The organism is Amycolatopsis sp. (assembly GCF_036008905.1).
Lineage (GTDB): Bacteria > Actinomycetota > Actinomycetes > Mycobacteriales > Pseudonocardiaceae > Amycolatopsis.
On record NZ_DASYMU010000204.1, the window covers coordinates 21,826 to 37,273 of the forward strand.

The 15,448-nt window shown below is 69.5% G+C and carries 14 protein-coding genes; 5 read left to right on the forward strand and 9 right to left on the reverse strand.

The genetic code is table 11. From position 1 onward, the window contains the following. Positions 1–41 precede the first annotated feature (41 nt). Positions 42–1,037 carry a DUF1702 family protein gene (locus VGP60_RS33035; RefSeq protein WP_327552091.1) on the reverse strand — a complete coding sequence of 332 codons (996 nt, stop codon included), beginning with the start codon at positions 1,035–1,037 and terminating at the stop codon, positions 42–44. A gap of 39 nt (positions 1,038–1,076) precedes the next feature. Further along, a complete protein-coding gene (locus VGP60_RS33040) occupies positions 1,077–1,964 on the reverse strand; it encodes an AraC family transcriptional regulator (protein ID WP_327552092.1) in 888 nt (295 codons plus the stop codon). A 259-nt stretch (positions 1,965–2,223) separates the two neighbouring features. Here VGP60_RS33040 and VGP60_RS33045 point away from each other — a divergent pair, with 259 nt between their 5' ends. Beyond that, positions 2,224–2,829: a response regulator transcription factor gene (locus VGP60_RS33045; protein WP_327552093.1), complete on the forward strand. Its 606-nt coding sequence runs from the start codon at positions 2,224–2,226 to the stop codon at positions 2,827–2,829. A 66-nt stretch (positions 2,830–2,895) separates the two neighbouring features. Here the strand turns inward: VGP60_RS33045 and VGP60_RS33050 are convergent, their stop codons facing one another. Beyond that, positions 2,896–4,371 carry a SagB family peptide dehydrogenase gene (locus VGP60_RS33050; RefSeq protein WP_327552094.1) on the reverse strand — a complete coding sequence of 492 codons (1,476 nt, stop codon included), beginning with the start codon at positions 4,369–4,371 and terminating at the stop codon, positions 2,896–2,898. 48 nt (positions 4,372–4,419) lie between these two features. Beyond that, the gene (locus VGP60_RS33055) at positions 4,420–6,675 is read right to left on the reverse strand and encodes a TOMM precursor leader peptide-binding protein (protein ID WP_327552095.1); all 2,256 of its coding nucleotides are present in this window, start codon (positions 6,673–6,675) and stop codon (positions 4,420–4,422) included. Between the two features lie 266 nt (positions 6,676–6,941). Between VGP60_RS33055 and VGP60_RS33060 the strand changes: the two genes are divergently transcribed. The 3 genes from VGP60_RS33060 (at position 6,942) to VGP60_RS33070 (ending at position 10,991) form a co-directional block, all read left to right on the forward strand. Continuing rightward, entirely contained in the window at positions 6,942–7,775 is an 834-nt protein-coding gene (locus VGP60_RS33060; RefSeq protein WP_414640441.1) for an AfsR/SARP family transcriptional regulator, read from the forward strand. 49 nt (positions 7,776–7,824) lie between these two features. After that, a complete protein-coding gene (locus VGP60_RS33065; RefSeq protein WP_327552096.1) occupies positions 7,825–8,508 on the forward strand; it encodes a winged helix-turn-helix transcriptional regulator in 684 nt (227 codons plus the stop codon). A 155-nt stretch (positions 8,509–8,663) separates the two neighbouring features. Continuing rightward, on the forward strand, positions 8,664–10,991 hold the full coding sequence (locus tag VGP60_RS33070) for a sensor histidine kinase (protein WP_327552097.1): 2,328 nt from the start codon (positions 8,664–8,666) through the stop codon (positions 10,989–10,991). Between the two features lie 7 nt (positions 10,992–10,998). Here VGP60_RS33070 and VGP60_RS33075 read toward each other — a convergent pair whose 3' ends face one another. Then, entirely contained in the window at positions 10,999–11,604 is a 606-nt protein-coding gene (locus VGP60_RS33075) for a response regulator transcription factor (protein WP_327552098.1), read from the reverse strand. Positions 11,605–11,800: 196 nt separating this feature from the next. Continuing rightward, the gene (locus VGP60_RS33080; RefSeq protein WP_327552099.1) at positions 11,801–12,028 is read right to left on the reverse strand and encodes a hypothetical protein; all 228 of its coding nucleotides are present in this window, start codon (positions 12,026–12,028) and stop codon (positions 11,801–11,803) included. Positions 12,029–12,267: 239 nt separating this feature from the next. On the opposite strand from VGP60_RS33080, the gene VGP60_RS33085 reads away from it, so the two are divergent. Then, positions 12,268–12,987, forward strand: coding sequence for a helix-turn-helix transcriptional regulator (locus VGP60_RS33085; protein WP_327552100.1), 720 nt, complete (start codon positions 12,268–12,270; stop codon positions 12,985–12,987). Here the strand turns inward: VGP60_RS33085 and VGP60_RS33090 are convergent. From VGP60_RS33090 to VGP60_RS33100, 3 genes are read right to left on the reverse strand one after another with little or no spacing between them, the layout of a single operon-like run. Continuing rightward, positions 12,952–13,416, reverse strand: coding sequence for a DUF6187 family protein (locus VGP60_RS33090; RefSeq protein ID WP_327552101.1), 465 nt, complete (start codon positions 13,414–13,416; stop codon positions 12,952–12,954). The two genes, VGP60_RS33085 and VGP60_RS33090, sit on opposite strands and share 36 nt — an antisense overlap. Then, entirely contained in the window at positions 13,409–14,740 is a 1,332-nt protein-coding gene (locus tag VGP60_RS33095) for an NAD(P)-binding protein (RefSeq protein ID WP_327552102.1), read from the reverse strand. The genes VGP60_RS33090 and VGP60_RS33095 overlap by 8 nt, the downstream gene beginning before the upstream one ends. 4 nt (positions 14,741–14,744) lie before the next feature. Beyond that, positions 14,745–15,230 carry a DUF6423 family protein gene (locus VGP60_RS33100; RefSeq protein WP_327552111.1) on the reverse strand — a complete coding sequence of 162 codons (486 nt, stop codon included), beginning with the start codon at positions 15,228–15,230 and terminating at the stop codon, positions 14,745–14,747. Positions 15,231–15,448 lie beyond the last annotated feature (218 nt).

A 15,448-nucleotide genomic window follows, 5' to 3' on the forward strand; every position in this document is an offset into this window, starting at 1 on the left:
GGGAATTCTCCCCGATTGCGAAATGGGGGCGAAAAGCGAATTCACCCCGCCAGCCGCTTCTGCGCCGGGCCGAAATGCTCGCGGATCCGCTGCCGCCAGAGCTCGTAGGCTGGTTCCGGCCCGGTGTGGTCCTCGCCGACGACGGTGCTGTCGGCGATCCTCACCGCCCGCTCCGGCCCGAGGTCGGCCAGCACCAGCGCGGCGATCCGCGAATGCCGCGGCACGAACGAGGCGTACGTACGCGCCTTGATCGCGAAGACGACGCCGAGCGCGAGCTCGTCGGAGTACTCACCCGCCGATCGCCGCAGCTCGGCGAGCCCGTCGCGGTCGCAACCGCCGGCGAAGGTCGCCGCCAGCCCCACACCGCTCCACAGGTCCGGGCGCCGCGTCTCGGGGAAGCGGTTCACCGCCTCGGCCACCGCGGTGGGACCGGCGGCGTGGATGAACCACAGCGCGCGGCCGAGCCCCTGGTCCACCGCGCGTTGGAAGTACTCCGGGGCACCGGCCCATGGATAGGGCTCCGGCACGTGCTGCTCGTCCACCCATTTGCGCGTGTCGAAGTACGCACGGTCGAAGCCGTAGCCGTCGACGGCCAGCCAGCTCATCGTCGGGTGGTACGGCACGCCGGTGAGGTCGGGCAGCACCTTCTTCCACAGTGGCCTCGGCAGCCGCGCCATCGCGAAGCCGATGCCGATATAGGCCAGGAAGACGTGTTCACGGCCCGGTCCCAGCAGCAGCTCCCGGGTGCGGTCGCGGCGACGTCCCGGCATCACGTCGAGCAGGGTGTACGCCATCGTCGCGCCCTCGTAGGCGAAGCCGCGGAACATCGGCTCCACCATGTCGAGACGCCGTTCGGCCTCCCACAGCGGCGGATCCTCGATCCCCCATTCGAAGCCGCAGACCACCGACTGCGGGACCATTTCGAGCCGCGAGGTGGCCGCGGTGGCGGCCACGGGGAAGCCGCGGCCGGCGAAACCGACCGAAGCCAGCGACGGGGCTAACAGGCGCCTGCGCAAGGCGCCCAGCAGACTGGGCATGGGACTTCCATCCTCTTTCTCGGAGCGGGTGTGCCCTGCTCAGGCGACGGACCGCAGGCCCGGACGGCGGGAGACATGGGCACGGTGCCCGACCTGGTGCGTCGGCGAAGCGAGGGTGATGGCGATCGGCGGGTCGGTCGGCAGCGGTGGGCGCATCCCGATCACGAACCGCTCGGCACGACCGCCCCGCACGCGCACGGGATGTGCCACGGTGCCGGTGGAGAACCGGGTACCGCCCATGCTCGCCGAGTGTTCGGCGACGGCCATGATCACCCAGTCGCCGTCGGGAACGCCGGGGATCTCCAACTCAGTGGTCCCGGTATTCGTCTTCCCGGTGAACGCCACCGGCCCGCACTGCGGGATGGCTTCGGAGAAGGCGCCGACCAGGACGTCGGCGGGCGGCGCGCCGTCCGCCATCACGACCTGGCCCGCGATCCCGCCGACGCCGGTCGTCGCGGACGCGCAGCTCTTCCCGAGGCTCCGGAGCAGGGCCAGTGAGGGCAGCCGGCGGAAGTTCGGTGCGAGCGCCACCAGCAGCCTGCCGACCTCGGGGTCGCGGTACTGCGTCGGGGTCATGCCGACCGCGCGGGTGAACCGGCTGGTGAAGGTCCCGACGCTGCTGTAGCCGACGCTGCAGACGATGTCGGAGACGGTCAACGCCGTGGTCAGCAGCAGTCTTTTGGCTTCGAACAGGCGGATGGCGGTCAGATACCGGCCGGGGGTCACCCCGGTCGCCTTGGCGAAGATGCGGGAGAAGTGGAACGGGCTCACGAATACTTCGGCGGCGAGCTCGGTCAGGGTGATCGGGTCGAAGTAGCGGGCGTGCATGGACGCGATCGCCTGCCGCACGGCGGGCTGCAACGCCAGCATCGGTGCGGAGCGGATCGGGGGAGCTACGGCCTCGGGGACCGCGAGTCGGTGCTTCATTTATCAAACCTCGAATTCAACGGATCCTCTTCTACTCTTGCGAATAGACAACCCCGCGCTTGTTTCGCCCGACCTGACAAGCGGTTGAGAGTCACCATGAACACCGCATGCCCGGAAATCACGCAACACACACGAAACGCAATCGGCGTAACGAGCAAGATCCATTCCCGGCCGGGAACGGCAATACTTCCGACGGGCTTTCTCTTATCGAGATTTGACGTACACTCGGAGTCCGCCGGCGCGGAACGGGAGGACTGGGGTGATCCGGATACTGCTGGCCGAGGATATGCATATGGTCCGTGGCGCACTGGCCGCGTTACTCAATCTCGAATCGGATCTGGAGGTCGTCGCCGAGGTCGCTTCGGGCGACCGGATCCTGCCCATCGCGCGTGAGTGCAGACCCGACGTCGCGGTCATCGACATCGACCTGCCGGGCAAGGACGGGCTCACCGCGGCCAGTGAGCTCTTCGAGCAGATGCCGGAGTGCCGCACCCTGGTCCTGACTTCGCTGGGCAAGCCGGGCACGGTGAGACGCGCGCTGGACGCCAAGGTCAAGGGGTTCCTGCTCAAGGACGCCCCGGCGAACAAACTCGCCAACGCGGTGCGGTCGGTGGCCATGGGACAGCGGGTGATCGACAGCGAATTGGCGCTCGCGGCGTGGGAGGCCGACTCGTGCCCGCTGACGCCACGGGAGATCGAGATCCTGCGACTGGCCTCACTGGGCCGCAACGTCGCCGATGTAGCCACCGAACTGTTCCTCTCACCGGGGACCGTCCGCAACTACCTCGCCACCGTGGTGACCAAACTGAACGCACGCAACCGGGTCGACGCGATCCGTATCGCCACCGACGCGGAATGGCTCTGAATTTCCCTTACCCGGTGACGAAGAAAAAGCTACCGCCGAGTGCCGCGACCTCCGCGGGCACACGGCTCATGACGGGGAAACCAGTCCCAGCACACTCTCCCCGAGCGCGACCTCGTGCGGCCACCGCAGTTTCAGCGCGCGGTCGACCCGGTCCCCGGCGTCCAGCGGCACCGCGTGCGCGGCGAGCCCCATGGCCTTGGCGGTGAGGTACAACGTCTGCTGCAGGGCACCCACGTGTAGCAGCGCGGTCGAGTAGGCGCTCCCGCCGAGCGCCCAGGAAGACCGGGCGAGCCGGGCGGTCACGATGATCAGCGCGGCCGGCCGCCGCCGGCCCTGCCCCGCCACCATCGCCGTGTCGAGCATCGCGTCGAGCTCGTCGGGGTCATCGTTGACCAACGTGAGCACATGGCCCTGCGGGTCGTAGTGGTAGATCCCCTTCGCCAGCCCGTCACAATGGTCGAGACCGAGGTAAAGTTCGAGTTCGTAGAGGCGGGCGATGGAGAAGTAAGGCCGCTGCGACGCTTCGTACCGGTAGCCGGGTGAAAGCGCGAGCTCGCTGACCGACCGGATCCGCGCGCCGCGGTAGAGCAGTTCGCCGAGCTGCCGGGCGGACAGCCCGCGGCCGTCGAAGACCGGGCAGTGGTGGTCGGTCTCGAGCACCCCGGTCAGCGCGGTGTCGGCCACCAGCGCGGGATCCGGGCGGTACAACGGAAAGGACGGCCCGCCGGGGACCGGTTTGACCACCGGGGCGGACTGCGCGTCCACCGGCTCTTCCGGCACGTCCTCGTACCGGCCCCTGACCAGCCGGGTGCGGCTGCGGACGTGGAACAGCAGGTCGTGATGGGACCACCGCCGCAGCTCCGGGTCGGTGTCCTCGGCGAATTCGGCGTTGTCGTCACCGACCAGCACGGACCCGGCGGCGACCAGGTAGGCGACGACGTCGGCCACCACCGCCTCGGCCAGCTCGGTCTCGGCCGCGATCTCCGCGATCGTGGCCGGCGAGTACAACGCCGAGGCGATCCGTACCGCGGGCGCGCGGCTCAGCAGGATCCGGAACGGCGCGCGCGGTGACTCCAGCAGCGGCCCGCCCGTTCCCCGGCGCAGCGCCGCGAACCGGGACAACCGCACCGAGCGCCCGGCCTGGACCGGGTGCACGGCGAACTCGGGCGCGAGCCCCACCGGGATCACCGACAGCAACGGGCGTTTGCCGTCCCGTTGCCCGAGGGAACGCACGACCGAACCACTGAGCCCGGCCAGAACACGCCGCAGCGAAGCGAGATCCGCGGCACCGGCGTCGGTCCGCGGTGGTCCGTCGTCCTGGCCGGACCGATACGAATCCGGCGAGGAGGTCACGTTGCGCAGGCTCACCGGCCCAAAGGCCATCCGGCGCAACGATTCCAGGGTCAACGAGTCCACGTGGGCGACCTCGAGCTCCCCCCAGCCTGCCATCACGACGAGCGAACCGTCCTCGCCGAACTCCACCAGGGTGTCCTCGGTGAGCGACCACAACGCTATGGTCGCCGCACCCTCCGGGTAGTTCACTGCCAACCTCGTTATCCGGCCAACGCCGTGTGCGGTACGGACCGCTCGTCAAAGGAACATGGGGTAGGGATTGAGATCCTGGTACGGCGTGGGCTCGGCGAGCCGGCCCAGCCGCACGGGTACGTCGAACAGCCGTCCCGGCGCGAACCTGGCCCAGAACGAGCGCAGGCCGGGCACGACCACCTTGACCACCGGCAACCCGATATCGGGCCGGGTCTGGTCCAGCACCAAGGTTTCCAGGCCATGACCGGCGAGCGTACGCACCAGCGCCGTGACGTCGTCACGGACGTCAGGCCGGTGCAGGAAACCGAAGTCCGACGGCTTGCGCGCCGCGATCCCGCCCACGGGCCGGAGGTAGGACTGGTTCGCCACGGTGGCGTGGCGCAGCCACCGGGCGGCGTCGGGATCGTCGATCGCCGCGTCGTCGCCGTCGACCGCGGGCAGCATCTGGTTCAGCTCGGTCACCGCGCGGCGCAACGCCGTCCGCGGGTCGGGGTGCGCCCCGAAGCCGAAGAGGATGTCCTCCCCGGCGGAGCCCGTCCGCCGCGAAGCCGCGACCATCACCGGGACGCCGAGGTCGGAGGTCGCGTCGAGGGCCCACAGTTCGCGCCCGGTCTCGGCGTAGCGCCCTGTCATCTCCTCGACCCAGGGGTCGCCGAAGGCGGCGATGTCCACCCCGGGCAACGGCGTGCGGTTGTACCACCACAGCGCGACCGCGTCGCGTTCGATCAGTTCGAGCATGCCCTGCAGGATCGCGTCCTCGACGCTGCTCCCGGCCGCGTTGCCGTTGGAATCCGCGCGGACACAGCGTTTCCCGCCCTCCTCCGGCGCGCCGTAGTACAGCAGGCCGGTCGGCAGCAACCGGTGGCGCTCCTCGGCGAGCGACCACAACGGGGTCCAGCTCAGCACCGCGTTCTCGTCGAACGGTTCGCAGACCCACTGCACGGTACTGTGCTCGGCGTTCCACGCTTCCCTGGCGCGGTACTGCTCCTCGGCGTAGAGCAGACAGTCGTTGGGGTGCAGGGCATCGGCTCCGAGCGAGCGCAGGGAACCCTGGATCCGGAGCTCGTCTCCTTGGTAGTTCCCGGAAAACCGCTCCACGGCTTCACACAGCGCGCCGACTTCGGCGTCGATCGGGTTGGCCCCCTTGCCGCCGTTCTCCCCGCGTAGGCTGGCCCGCAGCGCGGTCATCCCGACCCGGCCCCGGACCACGTTCGGCCCCGACCGGTAGGCGTTGACGAACGCGGGCCCCCGCGTCTCACGGGTGACCTCCTTGACCACGCCGGTGACCGGGCTGATCAGGTGCCGGTAGCGCTCGAGCATCTGGCCGGGGGTGAGGGTCCGGTGGCCGCCGCCCGCGCAGCTGGCCTTCGGCGCCGGGTGCAGGAGCACCGGCCGCCGGGTCCGCTCCGCCATCAGGCCGGCGTCACCGCACTCCGGGCACTGTGGACGCCAGCGCAGTTCGTGCAACCGGCCTTGGAGGTCGAGCGAGTCGAGCACCCAGACGCAGCCCTGGCCCGGATATCGGTAGCCCGCCAGCCATTTGGTCACCTCGAGCGCGATCAGGTGCGCCGCGGCGGAGGTGAGCGGCGGCAGGGTGGGGACCGGGCGGCTCGCCGGGCCGTGGTGGCCCAGCGTCGCCTGCGCGCACGCCTCGGCGTAGCGGTGGCCCCACAACCGGTTGGTCAGGCAGTGCCAGCAGGCGGACTCCCCCGGCCGCACGACCGGACCGAGCCACACCTGCGATCCAGCCGGTTTCGCGAGCAGCCAGGGCCGCCCGGTGCGCCGGTGTTCGGCGTCGATCTCACCGAGCCGGGGGTCCAGGTAGTCGTCACACAGCACGACCGACAGATCGGCCTCCGCGGCTCCCCGCGCCACGGACAGCCCGGCTTCGGCCAAGGCCCGCTCGACCGACAGCGCGCCGAGCCCGTCACCCAAGCCCACCAACGAAACCGACGCCGGACCCGCGGCGGCACCCGCGTCGACCCCGCACGCGTCCCAGTAGGCGAGGGCGGGCTCGTCGATGCCGAGCTCGCCGGGGGTGCGCCAGGTGACGAGGTCCTGCTCGACCAGCTGCGCGAGCAACCCCGCCACCTGCTCGGAGTTCATCCCCGCCGGCCGGGACCGGAGCACCAGCTCGAAGTCGCGGGTGCCGTCGAGCAGGGCGGCGAGGGCGGCGATCCGCTCGCCCCGCATGGTGATCACCCCCCGCTCGGAGAAGAGGTAGGCACCGTCACCCTCGCTGATCTCCGCACGCAGGTGACGCTTGAAGTCGAGCAACCTCGTCCTGGCCCCGGGTTCCATGAGCACTCCTGGCGTAGCGGCCTACGTGATCCGGCATGTAGGGGAAAGTCTCGTGCCCGCACCCCCGCGCGGACCAGCGACCATTCCACGAAACCCGTATGTGTTTTTCATACGGGGCCCGGCGAAATGCCCGCGGCCGACGGTGGCGCCCTCACTGGTCCGCACCGGTCGCCTCTGTCACTGTCGAAAGGGAGACCCGTGGCAGGGCAGTGCAGCCGCGCCGGCCACAGGGAGTCTCGTGCCGTAACGATCTGGGAGGCGCTGCGATGGAATCCGGAACGCGAGTAGTGGACGGGCTCGACGACCACCTGATGGCGGGAGAGACACCCGCCGGCGCGGTGCGGTTCCGGGTGCTCGGCCCGCTCGAGATGATCAAGGATGACATCGACCACGCCCCGACGACACCGAAAATACTCCAGCTGACGGCGATGCTGGTGACCCGGCCGGGAAAGCTCGTCCACACCGACACGATCGTCCACGAGCTCTGGCCGGACGACCCGCCCCGAAGTGTCCGCAAGACCATGCACACCTACATCCACCACCTGCGCCGATGCATCGAGCGAAACCGGCTCTCCACCGACTCCGAAGCCATGCTCGTCACCAAGGCACCCGGCTACGTGCTCAGGATCGATCCCGCCCAGGTCGACGTCTCCCGGTTCCAGCACCTGCTGCGGCACGGGCAGGAACTGCTGCGCCGCCACGAATACGCCGACGCCGCGCGCTGCCTGCGGGTGGCCATGGACCTGTGGGCCGGTCCTCCGCTGGCGAACGTGCCCTGCGGACCGGTGCTTTCGGCTTACAACGTCGAACTGCTCGAACAACGCCGGCGCGCCCGCCACCTCCGGATCGAGGCGGAGATCAGCGGCGGCCTGCACCAGGACCTGATCGGGGAGCTGCGGTCACTCGCCGCCGGGAACCCGCTCGACGAGGGTCTGCACGGCCAGCTCATGCGGGCCCTCGGCCGGAGCGGGAGGCGGTCGGACGCGATGGCCTCCTACCGGCAGCTGCGCGCCAGGCTCAACGAAGAGCTGGGGGTGGAACCCTGCGACGAACTTCAGCTGCTGCACCGTGAGCTTCTCTGCGAGGGTGAACACCGTTGACGACTCGGCACTTTTTCCCCACACCACAAGAAAAGTGAGGACCCGCACCATGAACACTCGCACCTATGGCCAGTTCTGTGGCCTGGCCCGCGCCCTCGAAATGATCGGGGAACGCTGGTCGCTGCTCGTCGTCCGCGACCTCGTGCTGGGGCCGAAGCGGTTCACCGAGCTCCAGCGCGGACTGCCGAAGATCCCCGCCAGTATCCTGTCCTCACGGCTCAACGAGCTGGAGCGGTCGGGGGTCGTGCACCGCCGGGTGCTGCCCGAGCTGGACGCGGCCGTGGTCTACGAGCTCACCGAGTACGGCGGCGAGCTCGATCAAATCGTGCTGCAGCTGGGTTTGTGGGGCGCCCGCTCGCTCAACGAGAAGTCGACACAGGGCGTCTTCACGCTCGACTCGGCCATTCTTTCGCTCTACACGACCTTCCGGCCGGACGAGGCGCGAGGCGTGCAGGTCGCCTACGAGCTGCACTACGGCGACATGATCGTGCACGCCCTCGTCGACGACGGCGCGCTGAAGGTGGGCGAAGGTCCTTACTCCGACGCGGACATCGTCATCGTGCCCAAGGGCCAGGTCATGCTGAAACTGCTGAAAGGTGAGCTGAACGCGGCGGAGGCCGTCGGCCAGGGCCATATCCACATCGAAGGCCCCGCCGAACACCTGCACACCTTCACCCGGATGTTCCACGTTCCCGCGGCGCCCGAGCCGACCGACGGATTCGGAATCTATTGAGGAAAGCCGGGGGCGACGAGCCGTGAACGGTCCTCCGTTCACGGCTCGTCGTCGTGTGCGCCGCCGTGTGTCAGTCAGGGGGAGGTTCCACCGCCGTCCGCTAGACTGACCTGCGCAGGCTCGTCTACTGCGGGGGCCGGTGGACTGGGGATTTCATGTCGAAGAAGCGTTATGCGTCCATGCCCGCGCAACCGCGCGGAACACCCGAGGTCGACCGCCGCGCCTGGCTGGTCGCCAGTGTGATCGTCGCGGTGGTGTTCTGCAGCTACTGCGTGATCGGCGAGCAGAGCCTGCTGGGGCTGTGGCAGACGCCGGGGCTGGTCGTCCTGGGTGTGCTCTGCACCGGTGTGCTGCTGTCGATCCAGCTGCTCTACTTCGGCCGCCCGTCGGTCCAGCTGAGCTCCACCCGCAGCCACCTGATGCTGCTCGCGCAGGCGTTGCTGGGGTATCTGCCGCTGCTGGTGTTCGGCCAGGGGTGGATCGGCCTGCCCGGCTTCGTCGCCGGCAGCGTGCTCCTGGTGTTGCGCCCGCCGCTGAGCTGGGTGGCCTTCGGCGTGGTCATGGCGAGCATGGGAGTGATCCAGGAGGCGCTGAGCGACCAGGCCCTCGACGTGGCCTACACGACCGTCGCCATCGGGCTGTCCGGTCTCGAGGTGTTCCTCCTGACCCGGCTGACGAGGCTCGTGACGGAGCTGTACGCGGCCCGTACCGAGCTCGCCAAGGGCGCGGTCGCCGAGGAACGGCTCCGGTTCGCCCGCGACCTGCACGACCTGCTCGGCCTGAGCCTGTCCGCCATCGCGCTCAAGGGCGAGCTGGCGCTGCGGCTGATGCGGAAGCAACCCGAACGGGCCCGGCCGCACCTCGAGGAGATCAACGGGATCGCGCGGCGCACACTGTCCGACGTGCGGTCGGTGGCCAGCGGGTACCGCGAACTGTCGTTGAAGGGCGAGGGCCGGATCGCGCGGTCGCTACTGGCCGCCTCCGACATCGAGGCGGAGATCGACGTCGAGGCGATCGACCTGCCGGTCCAGATCCGCGCCGTGCTGGCCACCGTGCTGCGTGAAGGCGTGATGAACGTGCTGCGGCACACCGGCGTCGAAGATTGCGTGATCACCCTGCGGCAGGAGACCGGCCTGGTCTCACTCGACATGGTCAACGACGGTGTCCTGCCGGAGACCGCCGACGCGGAGTCCGCGGACGCCGACGGGGTCCGGATGCTGGGCGTGTTCGAGCAGGTCACCGAGCTGGGCGGGACGGTCACGGCCGAACCCGACGCCAAGGGCAGGTTCCGGCTGCACGCGGAGATCCCGCTGCCCGGCGACGGGTCCGGGCGGGGGCGGCGGCAACCGCCCCGGCCCGACGAACAGTCGCCGCAGCTCGGCAGCCGGGTCGTCCGGGCGCTGGTCGCCACCGTGTTCTCCGGGATGTGCCTGGCGGCCCTGCTCCACCTCCTGTACCTGACCGAAGAGTTCTGGCACGTCGCGCTGAGCGCGGGCTATCTGGCCGCGCTGCTGGTGCTGCAGCTGTCGTACTTCAGCCGGCCCAGCGCCAAGATCCGGTCCAGGCAGGGATACGGCCTGCTGTTCGTCCAGGCATGCCTGATCTACCTGCCGCTGATCCAGCTGAAGGAGAACTGGATCAGCCTGCCCGGGCTGCTGGCCGGGAGCGCGCTGCTGGTCCTGCGCCCGGCCGCAGGCTGGACGGTGTTCGCCGCGGTGATCGGCTCGGTGGTCTGGGTGCACGCCGGATTCGCCGCGGACCCGCGCGGTATCCCCTTCAACGCCTTGGCCACGGTGAACACCGGGCTCATCGTGTTCGGGTTGAGCTGGCTGACCAGGTTGGCCACCGACCTCGACGCCACCCGCAGACGGCTGGCCGGGGCCGCGGTCGCCGAGGAACGGCTCCGGTTCGCCCGCGACCTGCACGACCTGCTCGGGCTGAGCCTGTCCGCGATCGCGCTCAAGACCGAGCTCACCGACCGGCTGCTCGTCGCCGACACCGAACGGGCCTCCATCGAGCTCGTGGAGATCCTCCAGCTGTCCCGGCAGGCGCTCGCGGACGTGCGCTCGGTGGCCGACGGGTACCGGGAGCTGTCGCTGCTCAAGGAGTCGCGGTCGGTCGAAGCCGTGCTCACCGCGGCCGAGGTCGAAGTGCTGATGGAGCTGGAACTCGGTGAACTGCCCGCCCAAGTGGGCACCGTGCTCGCCGTGGTGCTGCGGGAGGGGGTCACCAACGTGCTGCGCCACAGCAAGGTCGAACGCTGCGAGATCGCCGTCCGCCACTCCGGCAAGGAGGTGCGGCTGGAGATCTTCAACGACGGCGTGACCCTCCACCCCGGTGCTCCGGAAACGATCCGCCCCGGCGAGGCGGCGGGCAACGGGCTACGCAACCTGTCCGACCGGGTGGGCACGCTCGGCGGCGAACTCACCGCTGGCCACGCCGCCGACGGCCGGTACTGCCTAAGAGCCGTCGTGCCTACCTAGGGAGCGCTCAGATCCAGCCGGCCTCGCGGGCGATGCGGACGGCGTCGAACCGGTTGCGGGCGCCGGACTTCGACACAATCGTCGTGAGGTAGTTGCGAACCGTGCCTGCCGAGAGGTACAGCTCGGCCGCGATCTCCACCGGGTCTGCCCCGTCGGCGGTCATCCGCAGCACCTCGATCTCCCGTGTGGTCAGCGGGCAGTCAGCGGTGTCCCACGCGGCCATCGCCAGATCACCGTCCACCACGCGGCGCCCGGCGGCGACGCCGCGGACGGCGTTGGCCAGCTTCTCCGCGGGCGCGTCCTTGAGTAGGAAGCCGCCGACCTTGGCGGCCAGCGCCCGGCGCAGGGTGCCCGGGCTGCCGAGGCTGGTGAGGATCAGCGTGCGGCATTCGGGCAGTTGCTCGTGCAGTTCGGCGGCCGCGGTCAGGCCGTCCTTGTGGGGCATGTCGATGTCGATGACGGCCACGTCGGGCTTGGACCGGCGGGCCGCCGCGAGGACCTCGTCCCCGTTGGCGACCTCGGCGACGACCTCGATGTCGCTTTCGAGTTGGAGCAGCGCGACCAGCGCACCTCGGACGATGTGCATGTCCTCGGCCACCAGGACCTTGATCATGAAATGGTGCCTTTCGCGCGCCCCGGACCTTCTCGGGGAAACATTATTACCGTGCCCTGAGCCGTCGACGGGGAGGCACCCCGGAAAACTCCGGGCTTTCCTTCCGAGGAAAATTCCGGGCCGCGTTTTCGGCCGGGGGAAAACGAAACCGGCCGTTGACCGCTTCGGGGCGCGGTCAACGGCCGGAGGAGCGTGGTTATGCGGCGGCTGCCACGTCTTCGATTACACACTGGCAAATCGTCACCCGCATCGACCTGCGCGGATTCGTCCACTGGTCGAAGTGGTCGATCACCAGGTCGCCGTCGACATCGAGCCGCGCGGAGTCGTAACCGATCTCGGTGAAGAACGAAGTGACTTTGTCAGAAGCTGTCGCGATCATCGTGGTCCCCAAGGTTTTGTCTGCGATTGCCGGTGTTCCGGTCAAAATGAGCTTGCCTCGCCAGCCCTATACGCGGCCAGTGCCCACCGCACGGGCGGTTTGTGGCTTTCGCATACGCCGGATGGCGGCGGGCGGAACATCACCCGGGGTATGAATTTCTCATACCCTCGCACCTTACGGATCCAGCCGAAGCCGATGATCCGCGCACTTCAGAGGACGTCCCCACGGCCGCTAGCGTTCCAGGGAGGAGTAAATCGACATTCGAAGAGGCGGAGGTGGTACCCATGGACGAAATTGTCCGGCGGGCCGTCGAGCGCGCCATCGTCACCATGGAAGAGAAACTCGGCGAGCCACTCACCATCGATGACATCGCCCGCTCGGCGAGCTTCAGCAAGTTTCATTTCTCGCGTTTGTTCCAGCAGGCCACCGGTGTTTCCCCCGGGCGATTCCTGTCGGCGCTGCGACTCGCGGAAGCGAAACGGCTGCTGCTTACGACCTCGATCACGGTCACCGACATCAGCCACCGGGTCGGCTACAACAGCGTCGGGACGTTCAGTTCGCGGTTCAGCACGACCGTGGGGATCTCACCGGCCGCGTACCGCCGCCTGAGTGGCTCCGCCCCCCTGACGCCGAGCGACCAGCGCCGGTCCGCCGGCCCCCGGGGCACGATCGTGCGCGGGACCGTCCACGCGCCACCCGGCGGGGTGCCCGGCCTGGTGTTCGTCGGGCTCTTCCCGAGCCGGATCACCGAAGGACGCCCCGCCCGCCATGTCGTGCTCGAAGCTCCCGGCCCCTACCTGCTCGACGACGTGCCCGAGGGCTCGTGGCACCTCGTCGCCCACTGCGAGGACGACAGCGGGCACATCGCGCACCACGGCCCGGTCCCGACCCGCCCGGAAGTCGCGGCGACCCTGGTCGACCTGCGACTGCGCCCGGTGCGGATGTTCGACCCGCCGATGCTGCTCGCACTACCCGCGCGACACCCGGTAAAGCTCGCCGTCTGAGCCGGTGGCTCCGGTGTACTCGTCGACGTCTTCGCGGCGGAACCAGCAGGCCGTCACGTACGCCAGCGAAGCCGGGCCCGTGCCGTCGAGCGAGGCGGCCAGTACCCGCGTCGCGCGTTCCCACGACCGCCGCAGCGAGCCCGAGGCCACCGGGTCCAGTGCCGCTTCGGCGACCGCCGGCCGCAGCGAACGCCATCGCCTCGCGCCCGCTTCCACCAGGCCTTCCGGGGTCAGGTGCCGCAGTGCGCCGTGCCGGACGCGGTCGACGACGAGCGCCACCACCGCGGGATCGTCGGCGAGCGTCGCGAGGCCGAGCCCGGCCAGCAGCCGTTCGACGTCCAGCCCCATCAGGATCACGCCGGTCTCGGTCGACGCCGGATCGTCGAGGGCGGGCAGGGTGAACTCGGTGTCGTGCGGCGTGTCAGGCACGGGCGGCCACCTCGTCCGGTACCGCGGCGCCGACTTCGCCGCGCAGGCCCGCGGCCACCGTGGCGGCCACCCGTGCGGTGGCCACCCGGTGCCCGTCGATGTTGCGGGCGGCGGGTCCCAGCACCATGCCCGCCGCGGCGCCGACGGCGAACACGGTGGGCGCGCGGCGGTAGGCGAGGGTGCGTTCGTCGAGGTCCGGCCAGCCGTCGCGGACGTGGACCACTTCATCGGGCAGCAGGCCGAAACCGATGGACGGGGTCGTCCCGAGCGCGAGGAGCACGCTGTCCCCGGCCACCCGGGCGCCACCGTCGAGCCGGACGGCTGCCGTGCCGCTTCCCGCTGTCACGCCCGTGACGGCGGCCCCGCGATGCACGGTCAGCCGGCCCTCCGCCTCGGCGCGCTCGAACGATGGGCGGAACTCGAGCATCACGGACGCGCGCCGGAAGCGGCCCATCAACGTGAGCCGGTCTTCCCACGGGACATTGTCGAAGCGGGATCTGCCCTCAGGACGAAAGAACGAGGAGTTGACGTCGGCACACTGGTAGCGCTCCCCGGTTTCCCGGATCACCCACTGCACCTCGGCGCCGTCGGCGAGCGCGTTCGACACGAGATGCGCCGCGGTGAGCCCGGCGCCGACGACCACCACCCGCCCGGCACCCGGGGGCACCGGTTCGTCCCAGAAGCCCACCTGGGGCGGCGCCGCTCCCCCGCCCCACCACGACCTCGGCGCGGCCCGTCGTTCTTCGCCCGGGCAGAGCACGGCGAACCGGGCCGTCACGTCGAAGGAATCGGTGCGGACGTTCACCGCGTCCGCCGTGGGAAGGATTTCGTGCGCCCTCGCCCGCCAGGTCCGCTCGTCGACATGGTGCCCGGCGACGACATGGTGGCAATACTCTTCGAACACGTCGACCGGCACCACCGACCGGTGTCCCGCCTGCGCCATCCGGATCTCACGGCGCTCCACCGGGGTCAGCCACGCCCAGTGCAGGCGCGCGAAATCGAGCAGCTCGCAGTCACGGAAGCCCTCGACGCCCGGATGGTGCTCGTAGGGCGAACGCAGCACGCGTTGCCCCAGCAGGTCGATCCGGTCGAAGAACCGGCCACAGGGCCGCTCCGCGGGGTCGAGCAGGACGACGTCGCGCACGCCGTGGTGCCACAGCGCGGAAGCCACCGCCAGGCCGGCGGGGCCGGCACCGACGATCACGACGTCCGCGGTGCGCGGTGGAGGCGAGGAGCGGGTGGACGCGCCGAACGCGGGGATCCGCGGCCAGTCCCGCCCCCGCGGTGACTCCAGCAGGCCGGGGTCCGGGACGAAGGTGATCACGCAGTCAGCCGATGACGGTCACCGGAACGATCACTTCGATGACGGGCCGCTGCCGCATCCCGTCGGTGATCAACTGTTCCAGCGTCCGGGCGGACTGTTCCGCGCTGTCGGTCGAAATCGGGCTGTACCGGGAGTACGAGTACGCAGGACGGCGGACGCTCGTTTCGAGCGTGTACACCTTCAACACCGCTTCGCCCGGCCGGACTTCCCCGTCGTAGAAGGTGAGCCGTCGTTGGTCGGGGGTCATGAAGGACTTCGCGAACTGCCGTGACAGCACCAAAGTGTCGGCGTCGTTGACGAAGGTCGAGTCCTCGTCGGTCACCACCTGCATCGCGACCCAGGTCTTGTCGGTCAGATTGGTCTCGGACTTGATGATCTGCCAGCGCCCGGGCTCCGGCAAGTTGACACAGACCGAGACGTCGTGGTTCGTGGTGTCGATCGCGCCGGAGATCATCAGGACCCTGCGGCGCAGATCGGCCACCCCGGCGATTTGAATATCCTTGGCCCGTACCCGGTTGGAAACGTCCAAGCCCGGCAATTCCGGTGATGACATCAGTCCGCCTCCTCGTGCGTTAACCGGCGAAGGCCTCCCCAGTATTGTTGCGAAACGATTTCACAGTGCGCGGACGACTGTCAAGGTCGCCTCGGGCTACCACGAATCATTGTCGGGAAGGCACCGAAGACACGTCCGTTTGCGACCGGAACAAG

Excerpts from the sequence above, each read along its gene's own strand:
- VGP60_RS33070 (WP_327552097.1), top strand. The coding sequence starts at position 8,664 with ATGTCGAAGAAGCGTTATGCGTCCATGCCCGCGCAACCGCGCGGAACA.
- VGP60_RS33035 (WP_327552091.1), bottom strand. The coding sequence starts at position 1,037 with ATGCCCAGTCTGCTGGGCGCCTTGCGCAGGCGCCTGTTAGCCCCGTCG.
- VGP60_RS33055 (WP_327552095.1), bottom strand. The coding sequence starts at position 6,675 with ATGGAACCCGGGGCCAGGACGAGGTTGCTCGACTTCAAGCGTCACCTG.
- VGP60_RS33085 (WP_327552100.1), top strand. The coding sequence starts at position 12,268 with ATGGACGAAATTGTCCGGCGGGCCGTCGAGCGCGCCATCGTCACCATG.
- VGP60_RS33075 (WP_327552098.1), bottom strand. The coding sequence starts at position 11,604 with ATGATCAAGGTCCTGGTGGCCGAGGACATGCACATCGTCCGAGGTGCG.
- VGP60_RS33060 (WP_414640441.1), top strand. The coding sequence starts at position 6,942 with ATGGAATCCGGAACGCGAGTAGTGGACGGGCTCGACGACCACCTGATG.
- VGP60_RS33065 (WP_327552096.1), top strand. The coding sequence starts at position 7,825 with ATGAACACTCGCACCTATGGCCAGTTCTGTGGCCTGGCCCGCGCCCTC.
- VGP60_RS33040 (WP_327552092.1), bottom strand. The coding sequence starts at position 1,964 with ATGAAGCACCGACTCGCGGTCCCCGAGGCCGTAGCTCCCCCGATCCGC.